Raw genomic sequence first — 22,290 nt, forward strand, 5'->3', positions numbered from 1 at the left:
TAGATAAAAAGAGAACTATAGATATGGTGAGTAAGAATGGAGTGACCTTTACATGGCACAATTGGTGAAATTACAAGATTACATTTCACGCTATCAAATTGATTTAGCGAGATACCCAACACAATTTGTGCGCTTGAAGAAAAACCAATGGGAGCGCATTAAGCGACAGTGGGAATTGGGAGAAGATATTAGCGAGTGGCAACATGTCGACAATGAGGTGGAAGCGGAGGCTTACGAGGAAAAAGAACGTTTTACCTTCATAAAAAAATGGTTTGCTGGACGGCAAAAGGAAACAACAGAGGATGTTGAAGAAGTAGAAATATCAAATGAGCTTGTCAGCGATGAGGATATAATTCCTGAAGAAGAAACGACGCTCACATTTGAACCTAAAATTGTGTATGCACCACAATCCATCCATGAGTTGAAACGAATGTTTATTGATCAGTTCTTTCATTTTCAAATGAAATGGGCCAGTTCAACATTACGGGAAAAATCATATGTAGATCCTCGCTTCATGCGTGACTCATTGCTCCGTATGCTATTGCAAACATTGCCAGATAATTATCTATTGTTTTATTATCCAATACTACAAATTAGAAAAGCACCTATAGAGCTAGATGTAGTGTTAATGTCGCCGACAGAGTGTATTTGTATTACGGTCTTAGAGGCTGAAAATCAAGCTGTATATGTAGGTGGCAGTGATCGCTTCTGGATTAAAAAAGTAGGGACGAAGGATTCTAAAGTTTTGAATCCAACGATTAACTTAGGGCGGATGGAATCGGTCCTGTCGCAATTATTTAAACAAGAGGATATTGATATGCCCATCCGTAAGGTTGTGCTATCTCGTAATGGGTATTTTGATTATCCTGGTTCACCATTTGGGGTACGCTTTGTTGATCGTCGAAATTACCATGAATGGATAGAGCATTTAAGAAAAGTTTCCTCTCCTATGAAGCATATGCAAATCCGAGCTGCACAGACAATTTTAAATACGGTCCAAACTACCTCCTTTAACCGAGATATATGGCAGCAAGCATCTCAGCCAAAAGAGGAATGATGTATGAACGTTCTATTTATTGTCAATGAGGCCGCTGGGAATGGAAAAGGAAAAAAAGTCTGGCTCCAACTTCAAGAGCAACTAACGATTTCCTATCAAGTGGCTTTTACTGAATATGCAGGACATGGACAGGAAATCGCTCAACAATGGGCACACCAGCAACAAGAGAAGAAATTGCTTGTCGTTGTTGGCGGTGATGGCACCATTCATGAAGTAGTTAGTGGTGTTATACATAATAAATACATCATAATTGGTGTAGTTCGTGCTGGCTCTGGTAATGACTTTGCACGTTATTTTCATACCTTTTCCAATGCCCAGCAAATCGAGGATTATGTAAAGACTACCTTGGCTAATGTAAGAATGGATGCAGGGATCGTTCAGATTGATAATCAACGAAAAGAAATATTTGTTAATAATGCTGGCATAGGCTTCGATGCCTTTGTGACAAAATCAATTAACACTTCTCGTCTTAAGTTTTATCTCAATAAGATTGGACTAGGGAAACTTTCGTATGCTGTCGCTGTAATTAGAGGGTTATTTCGCTTTGAACGCTTTGACATAACGATACGTTCAGAGGGACAGGAATGGCAATTTCAGCAGACGTGGTTTGTGGCGATGAGTAATCAACCTTATTTTGGAGGCGGCATGAAAATATCACCTGCCGCAAAAGCAGATGATGGGCAAGTGGATATCACAATTGTACATGGTATTTCTCGTATCAAATTATTACTGGTATTTGTCACTGTGTTTTTTGAAAAACATACAAAATTTAAGGAAGTTACTTTTTTACAGGGGCAGGTCTTTGATCTTATCGTAGCAGATAAGGTTGACTGCCATACAGATGGTAATTATATTGGCATTGTCAATCAAGAGACCAATATCCACTGTACAATACAACAAAATGCTTGGCAGGTTATTGTTAAGGATTCATAAAAATATCATTGTGCAATAATTTCATGCGAATTATAAGGGAATACGTTATACTATAAAAAAATCAATAATTTCACAAGAAAGAAATGAGGAACAACATTGAGATTAAGAAATAAGCCTTGGGCAGAGGAAATGATTACAGATCACCCAGAGGTGATTATTCCAAATCCTGAAGACTTTAAAGGAAATTGGCAGGCTGTTTTCGGCAATGACAACCCTATTCATATTGAAGTAGGGTCTGGAAAAGGACAATTTGTGACCGGTATGGCTTTGCAAAATCCAACAATCAATTATATTGGCATTGAACTTTACGATAGTGTGATTGTTTGTGCACTAGAAAAAGTGCTAGAGGCAAAATCTCCAGCGAATTTACGTTTACTAAAAGTAAATGGCGCAGATTTATATAAATTCTTTGACAAAAACGATGTATCACGTGTATACCTGAATTTCTCAGATCCTTGGCCAAAAACACGACATGCAAAAAGACGTTTAACGCACGGGGATTTTTTGAAATTATATGAGTCGATTTTAGTGGATAATGGGGAAGTCCATTTTAAAACGGATAACCGAGGTCTTTTCGAGTATTCTTTAATCAGTATGTCTGAATATGGGATGTTATTAAAGTATGTATCTCTCGACCTGCATGCAAATATGCCAGAGGATAATGTGATGACAGAATATGAAGAGAAGTTTTCTGCGAAGGGGCAGCCGATTTATCGCTTAGAATCGCAATTTATCACTAAATTGTAGGGGGAATATGGATGGATCAGTTACAGTTTCACAATATGTCATTATCATGGCTAAACGGGGGTGTTACGTGCCTAGATGGTGGTGCGATGTTTGGTGTTGTACCAAAGCCTCTTTGGTCCCGCAAATATCCAGTCAATGAAAAAAACCAAATTGAATTACCAACAGAACCTATCCTTATTCAATTTGGGGGCAAAAACTACCTTATTGATACGGGGGTTGGCTTTAACAAATTAAATGAAAAGCAGCTACGAAACTTTGGTGTAACAGAAGAATCTTCGTTAGCTGATAGCTTACAAGAGTTAGGATTAACGACAGCAGATATTGATGCAGTGTTAATGACGCATTTACATTTTGATCACGCTGGGGGGTTAACGCAGTGGGAAGGGGATGTACTTGTACCAACTTTCCCAAATGCCAAGATTTTTGTAACGAAAATTGAATGGGATGAAATGCGTAACCCCAATATCCGTTCTAAAAATACTTATTGGAAAGAAAATTGGGAGCCAGTTCAGCATTTAGTTGAAACCTACGAAGAGTCATTGGAAGTAGTACCTGGAATCGAAATGCTTCATACTGGTGGTCATAGTGAGGGACATGCTGTCATCAAGCTAACGCAAAATGATGAAGTGTTATTGCATATGGCAGATATTATGCCGACTCATGCTCATCAAAATCCATTATGGGTATTAGCCTATGACGATTATCCAATGACAAGTGTATTTGCAAAAGAGCGACTGATGAAAGAAGCCCTTGCAAATAACTATGGCTTTATTTTCTATCACGATGCTTATTACCGTATGATTCGATGGGATGAGTCAGGCAAAGAGATTGTGGATAAACTAGAGCGTAGTAGACAAGCTGTTATTACATTTTAATCGAGCAAGAAAGGCGAGGTATTTGGCATATAAAATGTCAATACCTCGCGTTTTTGTTCGTGAACAGGATAGAAAATATGATACACTTAACACGATACTAAAATACAAAAGAGAGTTGAAATAAACATGGCAACTGAACAACCATTTTTACCCGTTTTACTTGGATCAGATATGAATGCATATGGTATGGCACGTGCGTTTTATGAAGCATATGGTATTAAACCACTTGTTTTAGGACGTTCTCATTTAACAGCAACACAAGATAGCCATATCCTACAATTTCAAGAAATAGACCGTTTAAATGAACAAGATGTTTTTGCACCTGCCCTTGCAGAAGTTGCAAAAAAATATGCTGATAAAAAACTATTACTTTTAGCATGTGGGGACGATTATGCCAAGCTGATCATCAAAAATAAGCCAGCATTACAAGAGCATTTTACCGTACCTTATATCGACGAATCGTTGATGGATGAAATTTTATTGAAAGAAAATTTCTATAAAATGTGTGATCAATATAATTTTAAATATCCAGGTACAACAACGGTGACAGCTGACAACTATGAAAACTTTACACCACCATTTGCTTACCCTATCATTTTAAAGGCTTCCAACTCTGTAGAATATTGGGCTTGTAAATTCCCTGGGAAGAAAAAAGTATTTGTTGCACATGATGAAGCGGAAAAAACGGCTATATTAAAAGCTATTTATAGCTCTAGTTATCAGGATACAATGATTATTCAAGAATTTATTCCTGGGGACGATTCCTATATGCGTGTGTTAAATGCCTATGTAGGAAAGGATGGGAAAGTGAAGCTGATGTGTCTAGGTAACCCTATTCTAGAAGAACATTCTCCTGAAGGAATCGGAAGTTATGCAGCCATCTTGACAACCTATGATAAAGAATTAATGGATCAAGTACGTTTCTTCCTAGAGGACATTGGCTATACAGGTTTTGCGAATTTTGATATGAAATATGATATTCGAGACAAGCAATATAAACTTTTTGAAATCAATTTACGTAATGGGCGTTCTAGCTATTATGTAACAGCAAGTGGGCATAATTTAATGAAGTATGTTGCGGATGACCATATGTTAAATATCGAGCAAGAAGTCACATATGTGCAGGACAAGCATTTATGGATGATTATTCCTAAAGGTGTATTATTCAAATATGCATCGAATGAAAAGCTCAAACTAGAAGCAAAAAAATTAATTAGTGAGGGTAAATACACAAATTCTCTTTACTTTAACGAGGATATGAATGCGAAGCGTTGGGTGAAACTAACACTCAATAATTTAAATTATTACCGTAAGTATAAAAAGTACTTTAATAATAAAGGTTTATCAGAATAACATAGAGAAGCCATCTTCATTTTATGAGATGGCTTCTTATGTTGTTGAATTAGATATTATGAGTAGCAGAAAAGGCCCTTTAGCAAGGTGAGGGGTTGATTTCCGTTCCGCCAGCGCATTGGAAATCTCTTTTCACCTTTCACAAAAATGTTTTGTTTTTTAACATTATAAGAAGCCATCTTCAATTTATGAGATGGCTTCTATTGTATATACATAATTAAACTTCTGTTAGTTCCACGACAACACCAGAGCGTGCATCGGCAGCAAATTCGAATGTCTGCATCTCACCTTCATGCATACGCGAGATCCCCCCACGATATACTGGGATGGTAATAATACCGTTTGTAAAATCTTCAGTTTTCATAAAAATCCAAGAACCATCAATCGGTGAATCCTTTTTAAATTCTCTTTTTATGTTTTCAAGTACTTGTCCTGCAGGTACGAACGGAGAAACTTTTTCACTAGCTTCTTTAATAATGACTGCGGCAGCTAAGCCAGTTGCGACACCAATTAAAAAATCACGTAATTTCATACTTTTTTCCTCCTTTTTCTATACCTTTATTTTAGCATAGCCTATAGAGTGAATGCACGTTCACAATTAAGCGGATTGAGGAAATGTATCAATATTTCGAATTCGGAAATAATTGTGTTACAATAGGCAAGGAAGAATATTCTACTTCGTGGGGAGAGAGTCATCATGAATGAGGAAACATTACAATTATTTAAAACATTAACAGAATTACCAGGCGCTCCGGGTAATGAACACGCAGTACGCGCGTTCATGCGTTCTGAGTTAGAAAAGTACTCGGATGAAATCGTTCAAGATAATTTGGGGGGTATTTTTGGTGTTAAGCACAGTGATGTTACGGATGCACCGAAAATATTAGTTGCTGGTCATATGGATGAGGTAGCATTTATGGTTACTTCTATCACAGATAACGGAATGATCCGTTTTCAAACATTGGGCGGCTGGTGGAACCAGGTTATGCTTGCACAGCGTGTAGAAGTATATACGAAAAATGGGGCAATTCCTGGTGTAGTTTCATCCATCCCACCCCATTTATTAACAGATGCAGAACGAGCGAAGCCAATGGATATAAAAAATATGCTTATCGATGTTGGTGCTGATAATAAAGAAGATGCTATGTCTATGGGTGTTCGTCCTGGACAATCCATCATACCAATTTGTCCATTCACACCAATGGCTAATCCGAAGAAAATTATGGCTAAAGCTTGGGATAACCGCTATGGCTGTGGTCTAGCGATTGAACTAATGAAAGAAGTACAGCACGAAAAATTAGGTTCACATTTATACTCAGGTGCAAATGTAATGGAGGAAGTTGGCTTGCGCGGTGCACAAGTATCAGCAAACATGATTAAACCAGATTTATTCTTTGCACTAGATGCTTCTCCTGCCAATGATATATCAGGTGAAAAAAGTCAATTTGGACAGCTCGGCAAAGGTACTTTACTTCGTATTTTAGATCGTACAATGGTAACACATCGTGGTATGCGTGAATTCATTTTAGATACGGCCGAATCCAATCATATCCCTTATCAATACTTTGTCTCCCAAGGTGGAACAGATGCTGGTCGAGTGCATACAGCAAACGATGGCGTTCCAAGTGCAGTAATTGGTGTATGCTCACGTTATATTCATACATCAGCGTCAATTATTCACATTGATGATTATGCAGCTGCCAAAGCATTAATTATTGAATTAGTGAAAAAAGCAGATCGTTCGACATTAGAGACAATTCACGCTAATGTATAAGAAGCTAGGAAGATGCCTTTTAGAGGCATCTTTTTCTATGGAAAGAAAGTGGGGATTAAATGAAAATAGCCATTGGCACAACCAATAAGGCCAAAACAGAAGCAGTTGAAGTAATTGTTCGCAAATACTTTGAGGATTCTCTCTTTACTCATGTCAAAGCTGCTTCTGAAGTATCAGATCAACCGATAAGTAATGAAGAAACTAGATTAGGGGCAATGAATCGTGCTAAAAACGCCTTGATTTTAACGGATGCAGAATTATCATTTGGCTTAGAAGGTGGCGTAACTGAAATCGATGATGACATGTATGTTTGTAACTGGGGTGCATTAACTGTGTCAGACGGAACAATGTTTACAGCTGCTGGCGCACAAATTATTCTGCCAAAAGAAATTGCCCAGGAAATAAGAACTGGTGGAGAACTTGGACCGATTATGGAGCAATATACAAAGCGTCGAGATATTCGTCAAGGCGCAGGTGCTGTAGGTATTTTTACGCAAGGTTTAGTTAGTAGACAGATGATGTTTGAGCATATTGTCTCGCTTTTAGTTGGTCAATATTTGTTCACATTTTCACAAAAATAGTTAAAAAGAATTAGTGGTGAGAGGATAGTTAGGTTGCATCTTATGATTAATTTTTTTAAAATAGAAAAAAGTTAGTAGTGAAAGGAAGAGAGACATGTTATTTTCATGGCTAAGAGCAATTGGCCTAATGCTTATACTTCTTGTCCTTTCTGGCTGCAATCAATCTATTGATGATCAAATTGCTAATGGGCTCCAATTAACGGAGAAGGTTTTTGCTGAAGAGCCAGAAGAACATACAGTAGAAATTGGGGATATCAAATTATACTTACCTTCAAACTTTAAAATTGAAGACAGTTCAGATGCTTATAATATTGTGATTTCAAAAGGCAAAGAAAGCTACATTCTTTTTATCAATGATCGTGAAGCACAAGACAGTAAACTTTATTATAATCTTTTAAAAGAAAATGAAGCGGACAAAATTATCGAGGAATCGACTTTTGATAAGGATGGTCGATTTGGCTTCACAGCGGTTCTAAAAACGGACGAAGAAAATGAAATGGAGCTCATTGTTAGTAGCGGTGGTGTGAAGATGACAACCATTTCAAAGGCAAAACAAATTGAAAATAATTTGCGTGAGATGACGAAAATCGTTCATTCGGTTAAGATGAAGTAAATAGAAGGAATGAACAGAACGGTTCACAAACATGTGAGCCGTTTCATTTTGAAGTTAGGATGTGAAAAAGATGAAGCGAATGAAGTCTGAACAACTAGTCGAGCTATTAAAAAAGCAATTAACTGAAGAGAAATATGAATTTCATTTTGATAAAAAGTACGATAAATTACGCTTGAATCATAAGACAATTGAAAAAGGGATGGAGCTCTCCTTACCTGGGATCTTAGCAAAATATAATGACAAGCAAGAGTCAGCGATTGAAGAAGTTATATATACAATTGAGCAAACCTTTAATGCAATGGTACAAGAAAAAGAACAGGGTTTCCAAACGACTACACAGATTTATCCCGTGATTCGTGCCACTTCTTATCCACAGGCATCGAAAGAAGGGCATACCTTTATTACAACTGAGCATACAGCTGAAACGCGCGTTTTTTATGCACTCGATTTAGGTAAAACCTATCGCTTTATTGATGAATCCATGCTAGAAGCCTTACAATTAACGGTAGAACAAATTCGAGAAATGGCACGCTTTTCGGTGAAACAACTACCAACCGCCTATAAAAAAGATGAGGTAGCAGGTAATATTTTTTATTTTGTCAATGTGAATGATGGCTATGATGCTAGCCGTATTTTAAATGAGAGCTTTTTAAAAGAAATGCAGGCACAAGTGGAGGGCGATATGACATTATCCGTGCCTCATCAAGATGTATTAATTATAGGTGATATTCGTAATGAAACAGGGTATGATGTATTAGCACAGATGACGATGCATTTCTTTGCAGTCGGTACTGTACCGATTACGTCATTATCTTTTATTTATGAAGATGGAGAACTAGAACCAATCTTTATCTTAGCAAAAAACAGAGTGAAAAAGGAGCAAGAATAACAATGAACGTATTTTACAACAAAGAGCATGTAGGAGATGTCTTACTAGTTCAACTAGCAACGGAGGCTATTGTGAAAACAGAAGTAGAACGTGCTGGTGATATTGCTATTTTAAGGGAAGCTCAAACGGGAGAAATTAAAGCCTTCAATTTATTTAATGCGAGCAGTTACATCCAAACAGATGCTAAAGGCTTAGTAGAAGTGACACCAGAATTAGTAGCACAGCTAGCGGTGGCAATCGAAAAAAATGGAGCTAATATTAATCTTGATGTTGATTTTTCACCAAAATTTGTGGTTGGTTATGTAGAAACAAAGGACAAGCATCCAAATGCTGACAAATTGAGTATCTGTTCAGTCAATGTAGGAGATGAGATACTACAAATTGTATGTGGAGCTCCTAATGTAGAAGCAGGTCAGAAGGTAGTTGTTGCGAAAATTGGTGCCGTAATGCCTTCGGGAATGCTTATTAAAGAAGGAAATTTACGTGGTGTTGAGTCTTACGGCATGCTTTGTTCAGCGCGTGAATTAGCGATTCCTAATGCACCATCTGAAAAAGGAATTTTAGTATTACCAGAGGATGCTATAGTTGGTAGTGCTTTTGAATCACCAACTAAATAAAAATTCCCCTATTTAAAAAAGAAATTATTAAAATTTAAATGTTTTATCATGATATTATTCCTTGTGTCAAGGTGAAATGCCCTAAATCGTTATGTTACTAATATGCTAGTAGCATAACGATTTTTTTGTTTAGAATGAGCCTCTAAATGCAAGTTTCAAGACCGTTTTTATGGTATGCTTTTTGATGTAGACATTGAGCTATTGATAAATTTAAAACTAGACAATGCTATAAATGAAGTGTAAGAGAAATGAGTGAAACGAAGTGAACTGGTTTAAAAAACAAATTAGTAAATTTATTAATAAAGAAGATGAAGACTATGAGTATGAAGAATATTATGAGGATTATGGAGAAGTTCAGTCGGAGCAATTACATACACAAAAAGAACCACCAATCGCTAAGCAAAAGACTTTCCGTTTCCCTTTGATTGACGATGATGAAGGTGAAGCATCCTATACGCACTCAAAAGAAATGTTTGATCAAATGGAAGATGATGATTATGGACAAATTGGGGATTTATCGTTACCAAAACATTTAAATCATCATATTGTCGATTCTAGTGTTTATGATGTTGAGGTTTCAGGAATTCGAGATTTACTAGCAAATCGCTCTAAACGTACAGGTAGAAAAACAATGATGAAAAGTCAGCCGTCAGAACAAGAATTTCGTTCAAGAGCAAGCTTAGTGTTTCGAGATGCACAAAATGAAACAGCTACTATAAGTCCTATGACTGCACCTGCACCAAAAGAAAAGAGTCAGCGAAAAGAACAAAAAGTTGAAAATATTATGCCTGAGAATCGCAAACGATTTGTTCCAACAGATGTGCCTTCACCTGTCTATGGTTTTGCAAAACCAAGTCCCATCAAAGATTTATTAGATAAAAGAAAAGAGGAATATGAGAAGCAAGAAACCGATGTACAGGCAGTTGAAAGGGTTACTGTTGCAAAGCCTTTAAAAGAAGCGACAACAAATGAGGTCAATGAAAATATACTAGAAGAAAAAGAGCCGGCTAGCACAAACCAAACGGTTTTAACGGAACACCATGAGATTATTCAATCGAAAGAACTTTCGACAGTAAGTGAACCAATTATTTTTGAGGAAGAACTGTTGGTTGAAGAGAACGATGATAAGGAAAATTTGTCATCAAATGTAGCTGTGCCTCAAACGACTTCTTTTGCTATGGATTTTGAAGGGCAAGAGAAGGAAGCTGTTGTTCAAGATCAAACAGTTCAACAACTTTCAGCAGATCAATCGGAAATCCATGTCAAAGAAATGATTGTGGAACAAGTACAAATAGAAAATTCTACGATCCATATTGGAGAAGTTACTGTCGTTCAACCGTCAATGGATGACCAATCTCCTGATACTGCATCGAGGGAAGAAAAAAGTCGAATTCCATTTAATGTACTAATGTTAAAAACAGATAAAGAAAAATGGAGAATCCAACAGCAATTGAAGATGGCTCAGCAGCCTATACGTGTAGAGAGCATGCCAGAAACAGAGAAAAACAAACTTGTGGATGTGATGCCAGAAAAATCATCGTCCTTAGACAGCATGACAACAAATGAAATGTCCGTTTCACCACCAGAAGATGACAACGATTTCCATATGTCAGAGACTGTTCAATTGCAAGTAGATGGTCCAGTGCAACTTGAGGTAAAAGATGAAGTAGAAAGTGTCCCTACAAAAAGTAGTGCTGAAGAGCCTATTGCTGTAATTACAATGGCTCCTGTTACATCAATGTCAAGTATCTCAACAAATGAAAGAATAGAAATTGAAAAAGCAGCTGCTGATGAAATTTCTGCAACTATTGAGCCAGAGCTTGAGTTAGAACCAGAACTTGAACTATCTTCAGAACGGGACCAAGTGTCAGAACCAGAACTAGCTATCGAACCTGAAGTAGTTTCAGAAATTGTAGAGTATGCTCCGGTAGAATCTGTTGAGAATCAAGTAGCACCACAAGAAGTAGAAGTAGAAGCTGAGATACCAGCAAAGCCTGTACACGTCTATCAAAAGCCAACGGATGAATATCTAGAGCCACCAGAGGAAAAAACACAGGATACGGATTGGATGGAGCAACAGGGCGACACATTAGTCGAAGCACTATCTTATTTCCAAGTTTCTGCTCAAATTGAATCGATTATGCAAGGTCCTGCTGTTACTCAATTTGAAATAACGGTGAGCCATGGTACAAAGGTGAGTAAAATTCGAAACTTAGCAGATGATTTAAAACTTGCCCTAGCAGCAAAAGATATTCGTATTCAAGCACCAATTCCTGGGAAGAGTTCGATCGGTATTGAGATCCCAAATAGAGTATCACGTGCTGTTCGCTTATCTGAGGTAACAAATAGTGCCTCCTTCGTTGAGTCAGATTCACCATTAGAGGCAGCATTAGGACTTGATTTGACTGGAAAACCTGTTACGTTAGATCTGCGTAAAATGCCACATGGCTTAATCGCTGGTGCAACGGGTTCGGGTAAATCCGTTTGTATTAATTCTATTTTGGTTAGTTTATTATATAAAGCTGCACCACACGAGCTAAAACTCATGCTGATCGACCCTAAAATGGTAGAGCTGGCGCCGTTTAACCATATTCCGCATTTAGTTAGTCCTGTCATTACAGATGTAAAGGCGGCAACGGCTGCACTAAAATGGGCAGTTGAGGAAATGGAGCGTCGCTATCAACTATTCGCTCATGCAGGTGCACGTGATATTACACGTTTTAATGCCATAGCTGATAAAAATAATGAACATAGCCTGAAGTTGCCTTACATTTTAATTGTCATTGATGAGTTAGCAGATTTAATGATGATGTCTCCAGCAGATGTAGAGGAGGCCATTTGCCGTATTGCTCAAAAGGCACGTGCATGTGGTATTCATTTAATTGTTGCAACGCAAAGACCTTCAGTGGATGTTATTACAGGGTTAATCAAATCAAATATCCCTACACGTATTGCCTTTGCAGTTTCCTCTCAAATTGATTCTCGTACCATTTTAGATGGGCAAGGAGCTGAAAGGTTACTTGGTCGAGGGGATATGCTATATTTAGGTAATGGTATGTCAGCGCCCGTGCGTTTACAGGGAACTTTTGTTACAGATGATGAAATTGAATCGATTATTGAGCATGTTCGTGAACAGGGTGAGCCTGATTATATTTTCGATCAAGAGGAATTATTAAAGAAAACAGAGGTGTCCGCAGAACAGGACGATTTATTTGAAGATGTTTGTCGATTTGTCTATGAGCAAGGTGGCGCTTCTACCTCATTGATTCAACGAAAGTATCATATTGGCTATAATCGTGCTGCTCGTTTAATTGACATGTTAGAATCACATGGTTTTGTTTCGGAAGCAAGAGGAAGTAAGCCACGTGAAAGTTACATTACAGAAGAAGATTTAATTACTATGTTTGAATAAGAATTGCATTGTTTTCGTCTAGATTATCTAATTTACGTCGAATTTAGTTTTTTTAGAAAAGTTACACATCTATCCTTATGCATAAAAAGTGCTATAATAGACAAGATGTGTTGAATAGTACGTATTTTTTAACACTTGTGAAGGTATTAATACCTAACCATTCGTGAAATAATACGATACACCTAATAGATGATAGATGGGATATTGAAATTCCCGGGGGGTTTAATTAATGACAGTTTTTCATTTCACAGGCATTAAAGGTTCTGGCATGAGTTCGCTTGCACAAATCTTATTTGATGCTGGTGAACAAGTACAGGGCTCAGATGTCGATAAATATTTCTTCACGGAGCAACCGTTACGTGAACGTAATATTCCAATTTTTACATTTAATGCAGATAATATTAAAGAAGGTATGACAGTGATCGCAGGTAATGCATTTTCCGATGATCACCCTGAATTAGTACGTGCTCGAGAAATAGGTGTAGAAGTCATTCGTTACCATAAATTTTTAGGTGAATATATTGGCAACTATACATCTATTGCCATCACAGGTGCACATGGTAAAACATCTACGACTGGTTTAATGGCACATGTGGTAGGTGGCTATAAACCGACATCTTATTTAATTGGTGATGGTACTGGGGCAGGTCATGAAAATGCTGATTTCTTTGTAATGGAGGCGTGTGAATACCGCCGTCACTTTTTAGCATATAATCCTGATTATGCTGTGATGACGAACATCGATTTTGATCATCCAGATTACTTCGCTAATATAGAGGACGTATATTCTGCATTTCAATCATTAGCATTACAAGTGAAAAAAGCAATTATAGCATGTGGTGATGATGAACAGCTTCAACGTATTCAAGCAAAAGTACCAGTTGTGTATTATGGATTTGGTGCTGAAAATGACTTTGAAGCTCGTAATGTTGAAAAAACAACTGAGGGTACAAAATTTGATGTTTTTGTACGTAATGAATTTTATAGCACTTTCTTTATCCCATTATTTGGGGATCATGCTGTTTTAAATACATTGGCGGTTATAACGCTATGTGAATATGAAGGCATTTCTCCAGATATTATTCAGGAGCGTTTACACACGTATAAAGGTGTAAAAAGACGTTTTACTGAGACGGATATAGGGGATAATGTTTTAATAGATGACTATGCACACCATCCAACGGAAATTCGCGCGACAATTCAATCAGCACGACAAAAATTTCCTGAACGTGAGCTAGTTGCGATTTTCCAACCACATACATTTACACGTACACAAGCTTTTTTACAAGATTTTGCGGATAGTTTGAGCCTTGCAGATACAGCCTATTTATGTGATATATTTGGCTCTGCGAGAGAAACGCAAGGCGCGCTTTCTATTCATGATTTAGCGTCACTTATTGAAGGCAGTGCAGTGATTACCACTGAAGGAATTGATATATTAACAAAACATAATGGCGCAGTATTTTTATTTATGGGCGCTGGTGATGTTCACAAGTTCCAAGATGCTTTTGAAGACGTGCTTAAAAACAATGAAACAGCTTAGTCCGTAGGGGTTAAGCTGTTTTTTCTCAAATTTAAGCAGGAATTCCGTTTTTTTTGTCGAAGATAGGGAAAGTAATAGTAAAGACAATTTACTAGCAGGAGGTCAACTTATGGAAGTGATTTTGTATATTGCAGCCATTATTGCTGCAATCGGTTTTTTAATTTTATGTGTGAGCGTGGGCATGACATTATTCTCGCTTAAATCCATCTTAAACAGCTTAGCAGGGACATTATCTGGGATTGAAGGCCAAATGGAAGGCATTACACGCGAAACAACTTCTTTATTATCAAAAACAAATAGCTTAGCAGAGGATATTCAACATAAATCTGAACAATTAAATTCAGTTGTTCAAGCTGTTAAAGGTATTGGTGACTCCGTTAATGGTTTAAATAATTCTGTTCAGCAGATTACTACTTCTGTCTCTAAAAGCGTAGAACAAAATGAAGAAAAAATTGCACAAGTTGTACAATGGAGTAATGTTGCGATGGGTATTGCTGATAAATGGAAAAAGCGAAAAATCATCGAGCAGGAAACGGTATCACCTGATGCCTATGCATTTGAAACTGTGCAAGTAGAAGAAACACCAAAAAGAAAATGGGGTCGTAAAAAATGATAATTATTCAGTGAGTATTCTATGCTGGCTGAATAAAAATAAAGTCTTAGACATATAAGTTGAAGATGCATCTGTGAAAATAGATGGACAACCAGTCTAGACAAATTTGATAATTAGATGGGGAGGAATTGTTGCATGACAACTCAAAAGCCAAATTTTAACGAAGTAAAGGAACAGCAGCTTGAAAGTTCTTTGCCTCAGCTTTATCATCCGCAAGACTCGATTTATGAAGAGGAGCGTGTAAACATGAAAGATTTTGTGATTGGCGCATTAGTTGGTGGAATCGTAGGGGCTGCTGCAGGTCTACTGTTAGCTCCAAAATCAGGAAAAGATTTACGCAGTGATGTGGCTGTACAAGCTGTTCAGCTAAAAGATAAGAGTGCAGACTTCTCGACAACTGCAAAAGATAAAACAGTTCAACTTTCTAAACAAATTCAAGAGCAATCTACACAATTAGTAGAGAAAGTAAAAACACTAAAAACAGCAAAAGCACCAACTGTTTTTGATGATGGTACGGTTTCCTTTGAAGGGGAAGAACCATTAGAGGATTATATTCCAAGTGAGGAACCAAAAGCCGAAGAAACGACAGAAAAAGCAGATCAAAAAGAAGAAACAAATGAAGAAGTTCGTGCATAATGCATAATATAAAGGGATACGTTACAAGATAAAGTTGTAACGTATCCCTTTTTTTAAATGATAGGTGTAGCTTCTAATATTATTTCTAATTGATCACCACCAAATATCTCTGTATCAAAGCTCGCTGGCTGACCATTTCTTAAAATCGTAAAATTCCCCTTAAAGGCACTTGGCAGCTGCCAATTAGAGAATCGGAAAACATCTTGATAAATCCAACGACTACGATCCTTTTCTTTAAATACTAAAGTCGCTCCATTGGGTACAGTGGATTGTGGTGACACAACCATTTTATTAACAATCGCTTCATTTGCAGTCTTCTTTAGTTCCAAAACTTCCTGTTGGAAATGAATAATGATTTTATCCTCTAGCAAAAGATTCATTTGGTCTGCGATATGCTGTACTGTTGGTAGAGATGGTTGTTGGAAGCTTATCACATCTCCATTTTGTACAGCATAGCTCAATTTGGCTACTTTTCCATTAATCATTAGCTGAGAAGAGAACTCTGGTAAATATAAAGGTTGTCCATCTACTTGAATCGTATAGGACTCAAATTGCTTTAACAAATGCCAATTATTAGTGATTTTGAATACATCCTCAATTGTTTCGGCAATATCAAAAACGACGATATCACGATCATTTAAAACGGTATCGAGTGATGCAGAAGAGTTATTGATAGAAATTTTGGGCTCAATCACATATTTGGTGTTTTGGATTGTCACAGTCTTTATTGCTGCATCATCTATAAGATCTCTTACTGTAGCCGTCGCCTGTTGCCCATCTTGTCCTTCTATTAACTGAATGGCATCTCCAGTTTTAATCAGGCTTTTTGTTGATGCCTGTTGCCCGTTTACCAATATTTCAGCAGGCTGACCATGTCCACCTGGTATAAATATGTCCTGTCCGTTGACACTGATAGATAGTCCATGTCCTGGCTTTCCATATAATTGCTTTGCGCGAATATTTGCAGCTAGAAAGGCATCTGCAACAGTCATTTCTTTTAGTTCAAAAAGGCGTACCACTTGGTTATTGACTGTTAAACTCATATATTGAATCGGCATTTTTTTAGCAGCAATGGCAATACCAATAGGTGTGACTAATTCAGGTGAGGCTTTTATATGATCTTCTTTTGTTAAGTTTTGAATAGCATCAATGCCTCGAACAGCAATACGATTAGCTGGTAAATCTAGAACTTGACCTAGTTCTGTAGTAAGGTTGGGTGTTAAACTACCGCCACCAACCAGCATAACGGCTTTGGGTGCTACTCGATTATTGAGTCGTAGAATTTCTTCTCCGATAGACTTCGCCAACTGTTTCACTGCAGGCTCAATTGCTAAAAAAACCTCTTCCTTTGGATAGAACTGATCAAAGCCTAGAATATCTTGAATCAATATCTCTTCAGAGGTTTGTAGCTGACGTTTAGCCTCTTCAGCTACAGGGAAGTCTAGCAAATAGTGGTCGCTTAAAGCTTCTGTTATTTCATCGCCAGCTGTAGGGACCATGCCATAAGCTACAACTGTACTTTTATCCGTAATGGCAATATCTGATGTACCTGCCCCTATATCAACAAGTGCCACATTTAGGCGACGCATCGTTGGAGGAATCAGCACATTAATGGCAGCAATCGGTTCTAACGTCAATGCTTCCATCTCTAAATCAGCTCGTTTAAGAGCGGCAATCAATGATTCCACAACTACACGAGGTAGAAACGTTGCTATCACTTCGATTTGGGCTTCATCCCCTTGTTGATCCAACAAGCTTCCGATCTCCTCGCCATCCAAGCGATAATACAGGACTGAGTAACCTACACAATAATAGTGGCTAATTTTTGCATCCTCTTTTTGTTGCAAGAGTTGCTGCTGTGCTTGTTGAACAGCCTGAAGTTCCAAGCGACTAATATCTTCTTCAGTAAAAATTGGTCGATTACGAATATTGATGGTCACACTAGCTTGTTCAGTTTTCAAAGATCGACCTGCTGCAGCGACACTTACCTTTGTGAGCGGCCCATGTTTCTCTTCAAGTTCACGTTTTATTTCATTAATTAATTCTGCCACATACATGACATTATGTATTTGTCCATCTACCATGGCACGTTCTTTATGCTCTTTTACTAAAATATCTTCCACATGAAAATGATCATTTTCTTCTTGGAGAATAATCCCGACCACTGAGCGAGTGCCAATATCAAGTGCGAATAGTTTAGAACTCAATGTAATCGCTTCCTTTCGCGTCATACTTGAAAATAATTTAGCGAGTTGAAGCGCTAAATTAAAAATGCGTGACATTCTGAACAACATTGATTATAATAATGCTATTATCTAAAAATGTAACATACATTTCAGAGTTCTGAAAGTGTCTGTCATGAGGAGAGGAGCAAGAAAGCATGAGCCAAAAAGATTTAGAAAGCTTACGTAGTCAAATAGACGGTTTAAACTTAGAAATTCTTCGTCTAATTAATGAACGTGCAGCTGTAGTTGATGAAATCGGTAAAATTAAAGAAAAACAAGGTGTGAATCGCTATGATCCGCTGCGTGAAAGACACATGCTTGATCTTATTAAAGAACACAATCAAGGTCCATTAAACCAAATGACGGTTGATTATATATTTAAGCAAATCTTTAAAACAGCTTTAAAACAACTTGAAGCTGATAAAAAGAAAGAGTTGCTTGTATCTCGTAAGAAGAAGTCAGAAGATACAATTATTAATATCAATGGTGAATTAATTGGGCAAGGAAAACCATCTTTCGTATTCGGTCCTTGTGCGGTTGAGTCTTATGAGCAAGTAGCAGCTGTTGCTGCTTCTATTAAAGCAAAAGGCGAAAAGTTAATTCGTGGTGGTGCTTATAAGCCACGTACTTCTCCTTATGACTTCCAAGGTCTTGGATTAGAAGGTCTGAAAATCTTAAAACGTGTGTCCGAGGAATATGGTTTAGGTGTTATTACAGAAATCGTGACACCAGGTCATTTAGAGGAAGCATTGGATTATATTGATGTCATCCAAATTGGTGCACGTAATATGCAGAACTTTGAATTATTAAAAGCAGCAGGTGCAACAAATAAACCTGTCTTATTAAAACGAGGTTTAGCTGCAACAATTGATGAATTCATTCATGCTGCAGAATACATTATGTCTAAAGGAAATGAAAACATTATCCTTTGTGAACGTGGTATTCGTACTTATGAAAAAGCAACTCGTAATACATTAGATATTTCAGCCGTACCAGTTTTAAAACAAGAAACGCATTTGCCAGTATTCGTAGATGTTACACATTCAACAGGGCGTCGTGATTTATTATTACCTTGTGCAAAAGCAGCTATTGCAATTGGTGCTGATGGCGTCATGGCAGAGGTGCATCCAGATCCATCTGTGGCATTGTCTGACTCACAACAACAAATGGACATCCCAACATTTGACGCATTCTATGAAACGCTACAAAAATTCATGAAAAATCATGAAATTCATGCTTAATTGTTAACAGCGAACACCGCTTGCTTACTTCGGCAGGCGGTGTTTATTATATCGTGACAAAATAATGTCTAGAATAGGACTATTAGTACTTGGTTTTTACGTAGTTCTTCTTGAAAATAATATGAAAATTATCGTATGATAAGGCTATAATAGGAAAAAAGGGAGGCACGTACGATGACTGTTACAATTTATGATGTTGCAAGAGAAGCAAATGTTTCCATGGCAACGGTCTCTCGTGTAGTCAATGGTAATCAAAACGTAAAACCAGCAACACGAAAAAAAGTACTAGAAGTAATTGAACGATTAGAATACCGTCCAAACGCAGTAGCGCGAGGTTTAGCAAGTAAGAAAACAACAACAGTTGGCGTGATTATCCCAGATATTGCAAACAATGTTTATGCGGAGCTGGCTCGTGGTGTAGAGGATATTGCCACAATGTATCGTTACAATATTATTTTAGCCAACTCAGATCAACATGAAGATAAAGAGTTACAGCTACTGGATACAATGCTTGGAAAACAGGTTGATGGTATTGTCATGATGAGTGATGAGGTTACAGAAAAGATGCAGCAAACGATGGATCATTCGCCAGTACCAATTGTGCTTGCAGGCTCTGTGGATGAATCCCAAACAATTGCAACTGTGAATATCGATTATTTCCAGGCGGCTTATGAAGCTATTTCATTACTTATTCAAAATGGCCATACACGGATTGGTTTTGTAACTGGCCCACTTTCGTATACAATTAACGGAAAATTCAAGCTAGCAGCCTATAAGAAAGCATTGCAGGATGCTGGTTTACCAATAGATGAAGCATTAATTGCTGCAGAAGAGTCCAGCTATGATATGGGCTTAGAGGCTTGGGAGATTTTATCTGCTCTTGAACAGCCACCAACAGCTTATTTTGCAGGAAGTGATGAATTGGCCATCGGTTTAATTCATGGCGCACAAGATGCGGGCAAAAATGTTCCAGAAGATATTGAAGTTATCAGCTTTGAGAACTCAAAGTTAGCACGAATGGTTCGCCCACAGTTAACAAGTGTCGCGCTACCGCTTTACGATATTGGAGCTGTTGCAATGCGCCTGCTGACAAAATTAATGAGCAAGGAAACTGTCGAGGACGAAGCGGTTATTTTACCACACCGTATTGAGCATCGACAATCTGTCAAAAGTAAATAATGATACTAACACGTAAATCGCTTATGAAGGATTTGCGTGTTTTTATTTGCTGGATGGAACATCAAAAATAGAGGATAGCGTTTCAAAAGTGAGGGATTGAACAAAAGAATTGATGGATATACCACCAAAAGCATTCATCTAATTTAAAAAGCCCCACGAATATCGTGAGGCCAAGAAATTAATCCCGTCTTTCATTCCGAATAATATGTAGCGATTTGGCTAACATTTGAGCATTCTTTTCCTCTATTTCTGCTTTACGAGGAATTGGCTCATATAAAGGAATCGGATCCTCCCATGTTGGAATAAAAGGAACAGGTGCTTCTGGTTGCCAGCGATCCAGCCATGCTTGAGGGAGTGGCCCCATTGGTAACGCTTGGTCAGTCATTTCCAACCATAACATGGACCAGGCACGGGGCACCACTCGCCAAATATCGTAGCCGCCGCCCCCCACTGCAATCCATCGACCATCACAATACTCATGTGCTAATTGATGAGCTAGTTTAGGAATTTCGCGATAAATATTCATTGTTCCATGTAAATGTGTTAATGGATCAAAATAATGTGCATCTGCACCATTTTGTGTTAATACAACATCTGGCTTGAAAAATTCAAAAATCTCTCGCATTGACTGTTCATAGATCTCTAGGAAACTTTCATCCTCAGTAAACGCATCCATTGGAAAATTAAAGGAGGTTCCATAGCCTTGCCCATTGCCGCGCTCAGTAATATTTCCGGTTCCAGGGAATAGATAACGACCAGTTTCATGTATGGACAGTGTACAAACATTAGGATCCTCATAAAAGCTCCATTGGACACCATCCCCATGATGAGCATCTGTATCTACATAAAGTACACGAGCGTTGTACTTTTCCTGCAAGTAACGAATAGCCACTGTGCTATCATTGTAAATACAAAAACCTGATGCACGACCACGGAAACCATGATGGAGTCCTCCTCCAAGGTTAAGGGCGTGTTCGGCTTTTCCTTCCATTACATAATCAACAGCGGTTAAAGTTCCACCAACTAGCTGTGCACTTGCTTCATGCATATTTTCAAAAATAGGGGTATCTTCAGTGCCAATCCCATAGCTTTCACATTGTGCTTCTGATAATTCACCATGTCCTGCTTTTTTTACAATATCTATATATTTTGAATCATGTGCAAGCAATAGCTCTTCTTCCGTTGCAACACGTGCTGGTACAATATCTACATCATCGAGTGCATTAATATTTTTTAGTAGATCCATAGTTAGCGTCAAGCGTTTATGATTGAAAGGATGTGTATCTGAAAATTTATATCCGAGTTGTTCTGGCGAGTATACGAATACGGCCTTTTTCATTATAGCGAAACACCCGGTAAATTTGGCCATAGGACATCAAAGCCCTCTTTGCGTAGATCTTCAATCATTGCTAAAGGATTTAGTGTTTTTACTCGGACGCTTAAAATTTTGTTTTGTGTATTTTCAGAGTCAGGATAAACTAAGACGCTTTGGACATTGGCATGATGTTGATGAAATATTTTTGTAATTTCAAATAAAACTCCCGGGGTATCAGATACCCGAATCTCGATTTTTGACCCAGGCTCTGTAGCACCAGTCAGCTCTATATATGTATAGAGTAAATCTGTTGTCGTAACAATGCCTACCAATTTTCCACCAGAGACGATAGGTAAACAGCCTATTTTTGATTCGTAAAACGTAAGTGCCACCTCTTCAACAAAATCTAGTGGATGACCTATAAGGGGGTCTTTCACCATAATATCCTCTACTTTTGCATTAAAAATAGGAGAGTTTGGTTCATCCTGCAAAGATGAGGGCAAGACCTCTTTAATATCTCGTTCAGTAATTACACCTAAAACGTGGTGTTCATCATCTACAACTGGTAAATGACGAACTTTCTTTTCACGCATTAACTTTAGTGCCTCCTGCACTGTATTGGTAGGAGCTAATGTATAAGGCTTATCATTCATAATTTCTTCTACAATCATATATGCATCCCCTTTG

At 37.8% G+C, this 22,290-nt stretch carries 20 protein-coding genes; 16 read left to right on the forward strand and 4 right to left on the reverse strand.

The window, feature by feature from the left end; all coding sequences use genetic code 11:
• Nucleotides 1-52: 52 nt before the first annotated feature.
• From ACMGGO_RS04970 to ACMGGO_RS04990, 5 genes are all read left to right on the forward strand, one after another.
• Nucleotides 53-1,057 (forward strand): nuclease-related domain-containing protein, encoded by a 1,005-nt coding sequence (locus tag ACMGGO_RS04970; RefSeq protein WP_305193058.1) that lies wholly within the window; start codon nucleotides 53-55, stop codon nucleotides 1,055-1,057.
• 3 nt (nucleotides 1,058-1,060) lie between these two features.
• Entirely contained in the window at nucleotides 1,061-1,990 is a 930-nt protein-coding gene (locus ACMGGO_RS04975) for a diacylglycerol/lipid kinase family protein (protein WP_257960547.1), read from the forward strand.
• Between the two features lie 96 nt (nucleotides 1,991-2,086).
• Nucleotides 2,087-2,737, forward strand: coding sequence for a tRNA (guanosine(46)-N7)-methyltransferase TrmB (gene trmB / locus ACMGGO_RS04980; protein WP_016991781.1), 651 nt, complete (start codon nucleotides 2,087-2,089; stop codon nucleotides 2,735-2,737).
• Between the two features lie 11 nt (nucleotides 2,738-2,748).
• The gene (locus ACMGGO_RS04985) at nucleotides 2,749-3,612 is read left to right on the forward strand and encodes a YtnP family quorum-quenching lactonase (protein WP_048393489.1); all 864 of its coding nucleotides are present in this window, start codon (nucleotides 2,749-2,751) and stop codon (nucleotides 3,610-3,612) included.
• 126 nt (nucleotides 3,613-3,738) lie between these two features.
• Complete coding sequence (locus ACMGGO_RS04990) at nucleotides 3,739-4,965, forward strand: ATP-grasp domain-containing protein (protein ID WP_374806094.1); 1,227 nt, start codon at nucleotides 3,739-3,741, stop codon at nucleotides 4,963-4,965.
• A gap of 217 nt (nucleotides 4,966-5,182) precedes the next feature.
• Here the strand turns inward: ACMGGO_RS04990 and ACMGGO_RS04995 are convergent, their stop codons facing one another.
• Nucleotides 5,183-5,497: a hypothetical protein gene (locus ACMGGO_RS04995; RefSeq protein WP_004226089.1), complete on the reverse strand. Its 315-nt coding sequence runs from the start codon at nucleotides 5,495-5,497 to the stop codon at nucleotides 5,183-5,185.
• 165 nt (nucleotides 5,498-5,662) lie between these two features.
• On the opposite strand from ACMGGO_RS04995, the gene ACMGGO_RS05000 reads away from it, so the two are divergent.
• The 9 genes from ACMGGO_RS05000 (at nucleotide 5,663) to ACMGGO_RS05040 (ending at nucleotide 15,643) form a co-directional block, all read left to right on the forward strand.
• Complete coding sequence (locus ACMGGO_RS05000; RefSeq protein ID WP_374806093.1) at nucleotides 5,663-6,739, forward strand: M42 family metallopeptidase; 1,077 nt, start codon at nucleotides 5,663-5,665, stop codon at nucleotides 6,737-6,739.
• Between the two features lie 59 nt (nucleotides 6,740-6,798).
• On the forward strand, nucleotides 6,799-7,320 hold the full coding sequence (locus ACMGGO_RS05005) for a DUF84 family protein (RefSeq protein ID WP_054549934.1): 522 nt from the start codon (nucleotides 6,799-6,801) through the stop codon (nucleotides 7,318-7,320).
• A 94-nt stretch (nucleotides 7,321-7,414) separates the two neighbouring features.
• On the forward strand, nucleotides 7,415-7,933 hold the full coding sequence (locus ACMGGO_RS05010) for a hypothetical protein (protein ID WP_048393497.1): 519 nt from the start codon (nucleotides 7,415-7,417) through the stop codon (nucleotides 7,931-7,933).
• A 70-nt stretch (nucleotides 7,934-8,003) separates the two neighbouring features.
• Nucleotides 8,004-8,822: a DUF1444 domain-containing protein gene (locus ACMGGO_RS05015; RefSeq protein WP_305193057.1), complete on the forward strand. Its 819-nt coding sequence runs from the start codon at nucleotides 8,004-8,006 to the stop codon at nucleotides 8,820-8,822.
• Between the two features lie 2 nt (nucleotides 8,823-8,824).
• Complete coding sequence (gene ytpR, locus ACMGGO_RS05020; RefSeq protein ID WP_048393499.1) at nucleotides 8,825-9,439, forward strand: YtpR family tRNA-binding protein; 615 nt, start codon at nucleotides 8,825-8,827, stop codon at nucleotides 9,437-9,439.
• A gap of 262 nt (nucleotides 9,440-9,701) precedes the next feature.
• On the forward strand, nucleotides 9,702-12,851 hold the full coding sequence (locus ACMGGO_RS05025; protein ID WP_281216051.1) for a DNA translocase FtsK: 3,150 nt from the start codon (nucleotides 9,702-9,704) through the stop codon (nucleotides 12,849-12,851).
• Between the two features lie 229 nt (nucleotides 12,852-13,080).
• Nucleotides 13,081-14,394, forward strand: a complete 1,314-nt coding sequence (gene murC / locus ACMGGO_RS05030) for a UDP-N-acetylmuramate--L-alanine ligase (RefSeq protein ID WP_004226102.1) — start codon at nucleotides 13,081-13,083, stop codon at nucleotides 14,392-14,394.
• A 109-nt stretch (nucleotides 14,395-14,503) separates the two neighbouring features.
• The gene (locus tag ACMGGO_RS05035) at nucleotides 14,504-15,007 is read left to right on the forward strand and encodes a DUF948 domain-containing protein (protein ID WP_048393503.1); all 504 of its coding nucleotides are present in this window, start codon (nucleotides 14,504-14,506) and stop codon (nucleotides 15,005-15,007) included.
• Nucleotides 15,008-15,142: 135 nt separating this feature from the next.
• Nucleotides 15,143-15,643, forward strand: coding sequence for a YtxH domain-containing protein (locus ACMGGO_RS05040; protein ID WP_004226105.1), 501 nt, complete (start codon nucleotides 15,143-15,145; stop codon nucleotides 15,641-15,643).
• Between the two features lie 53 nt (nucleotides 15,644-15,696).
• On the opposite strand, the gene pilM is transcribed toward ACMGGO_RS05040, so the two are convergent.
• Nucleotides 15,697-17,850 (reverse strand): pilus assembly protein PilM, encoded by a 2,154-nt coding sequence (gene pilM / locus ACMGGO_RS05045; protein WP_420281636.1) that lies wholly within the window; start codon nucleotides 17,848-17,850, stop codon nucleotides 15,697-15,699.
• Between the two features lie 173 nt (nucleotides 17,851-18,023).
• On the opposite strand from pilM, the gene ACMGGO_RS05050 reads away from it, so the two are divergent.
• A complete protein-coding gene (locus ACMGGO_RS05050; RefSeq protein ID WP_004226108.1) occupies nucleotides 18,024-19,109 on the forward strand; it encodes a bifunctional 3-deoxy-7-phosphoheptulonate synthase/chorismate mutase in 1,086 nt (361 codons plus the stop codon).
• 174 nt (nucleotides 19,110-19,283) lie between these two features.
• Nucleotides 19,284-20,288, forward strand: a complete 1,005-nt coding sequence (gene ccpA, locus ACMGGO_RS05055) for a catabolite control protein A (protein WP_048393506.1) — start codon at nucleotides 19,284-19,286, stop codon at nucleotides 20,286-20,288.
• Between the two features lie 178 nt (nucleotides 20,289-20,466).
• On the opposite strand, the gene ACMGGO_RS05060 is transcribed toward ccpA, so the two are convergent.
• Together ACMGGO_RS05060 and ACMGGO_RS05065 are read right to left on the reverse strand one after the other, a co-directional pair.
• Nucleotides 20,467-21,627, reverse strand: a complete 1,161-nt coding sequence (locus tag ACMGGO_RS05060; protein WP_048393507.1) for an acetoin utilization protein AcuC — start codon at nucleotides 21,625-21,627, stop codon at nucleotides 20,467-20,469.
• Nucleotides 21,627-22,274 carry an acetoin utilization AcuB family protein gene (locus ACMGGO_RS05065; RefSeq protein WP_048393508.1) on the reverse strand — a complete coding sequence of 216 codons (648 nt, stop codon included), beginning with the start codon at nucleotides 22,272-22,274 and terminating at the stop codon, nucleotides 21,627-21,629. The genes ACMGGO_RS05060 and ACMGGO_RS05065 overlap by 1 nt, the downstream gene beginning before the upstream one ends.
• Nucleotides 22,275-22,290 lie beyond the last annotated feature (16 nt).

The sequence above is a fragment of the Lysinibacillus sp. BNK-21 genome, assembly GCF_048684915.1.
Classification (GTDB): domain Bacteria; phylum Bacillota; class Bacilli; order Bacillales_A; family Planococcaceae; genus Lysinibacillus; species Lysinibacillus capsici.

Excerpts from the sequence above, each read along its gene's own strand:
- ACMGGO_RS04970 (WP_305193058.1), top strand. The coding sequence starts at position 53 with ATGGCACAATTGGTGAAATTACAAGATTACATTTCACGCTATCAAATT.
- ACMGGO_RS04975 (WP_257960547.1), top strand. The coding sequence starts at position 1,061 with ATGAACGTTCTATTTATTGTCAATGAGGCCGCTGGGAATGGAAAAGGA.
- ACMGGO_RS04985 (WP_048393489.1), top strand. The coding sequence starts at position 2,749 with ATGGATCAGTTACAGTTTCACAATATGTCATTATCATGGCTAAACGGG.
- ACMGGO_RS04990 (WP_374806094.1), top strand. The coding sequence starts at position 3,739 with ATGGCAACTGAACAACCATTTTTACCCGTTTTACTTGGATCAGATATG.
- ACMGGO_RS04995 (WP_004226089.1), bottom strand. The coding sequence starts at position 5,497 with ATGAAATTACGTGATTTTTTAATTGGTGTCGCAACTGGCTTAGCTGCC.
- ACMGGO_RS05000 (WP_374806093.1), top strand. The coding sequence starts at position 5,663 with ATGAATGAGGAAACATTACAATTATTTAAAACATTAACAGAATTACCA.
- ACMGGO_RS05005 (WP_054549934.1), top strand. The coding sequence starts at position 6,799 with ATGAAAATAGCCATTGGCACAACCAATAAGGCCAAAACAGAAGCAGTT.
- ACMGGO_RS05010 (WP_048393497.1), top strand. The coding sequence starts at position 7,415 with ATGTTATTTTCATGGCTAAGAGCAATTGGCCTAATGCTTATACTTCTT.
- ACMGGO_RS05015 (WP_305193057.1), top strand. The coding sequence starts at position 8,004 with ATGAAGCGAATGAAGTCTGAACAACTAGTCGAGCTATTAAAAAAGCAA.
- ytpR (WP_048393499.1), top strand. The coding sequence starts at position 8,825 with ATGAACGTATTTTACAACAAAGAGCATGTAGGAGATGTCTTACTAGTT.
- murC (WP_004226102.1), top strand. The coding sequence starts at position 13,081 with ATGACAGTTTTTCATTTCACAGGCATTAAAGGTTCTGGCATGAGTTCG.
- ACMGGO_RS05035 (WP_048393503.1), top strand. The coding sequence starts at position 14,504 with ATGGAAGTGATTTTGTATATTGCAGCCATTATTGCTGCAATCGGTTTT.
- ACMGGO_RS05040 (WP_004226105.1), top strand. The coding sequence starts at position 15,143 with ATGACAACTCAAAAGCCAAATTTTAACGAAGTAAAGGAACAGCAGCTT.
- ACMGGO_RS05050 (WP_004226108.1), top strand. The coding sequence starts at position 18,024 with ATGAGCCAAAAAGATTTAGAAAGCTTACGTAGTCAAATAGACGGTTTA.
- ccpA (WP_048393506.1), top strand. The coding sequence starts at position 19,284 with ATGACTGTTACAATTTATGATGTTGCAAGAGAAGCAAATGTTTCCATG.
- ACMGGO_RS05060 (WP_048393507.1), bottom strand. The coding sequence starts at position 21,627 with ATGAAAAAGGCCGTATTCGTATACTCGCCAGAACAACTCGGATATAAA.
- ACMGGO_RS05065 (WP_048393508.1), bottom strand. The coding sequence starts at position 22,274 with ATGATTGTAGAAGAAATTATGAATGATAAGCCTTATACATTAGCTCCT.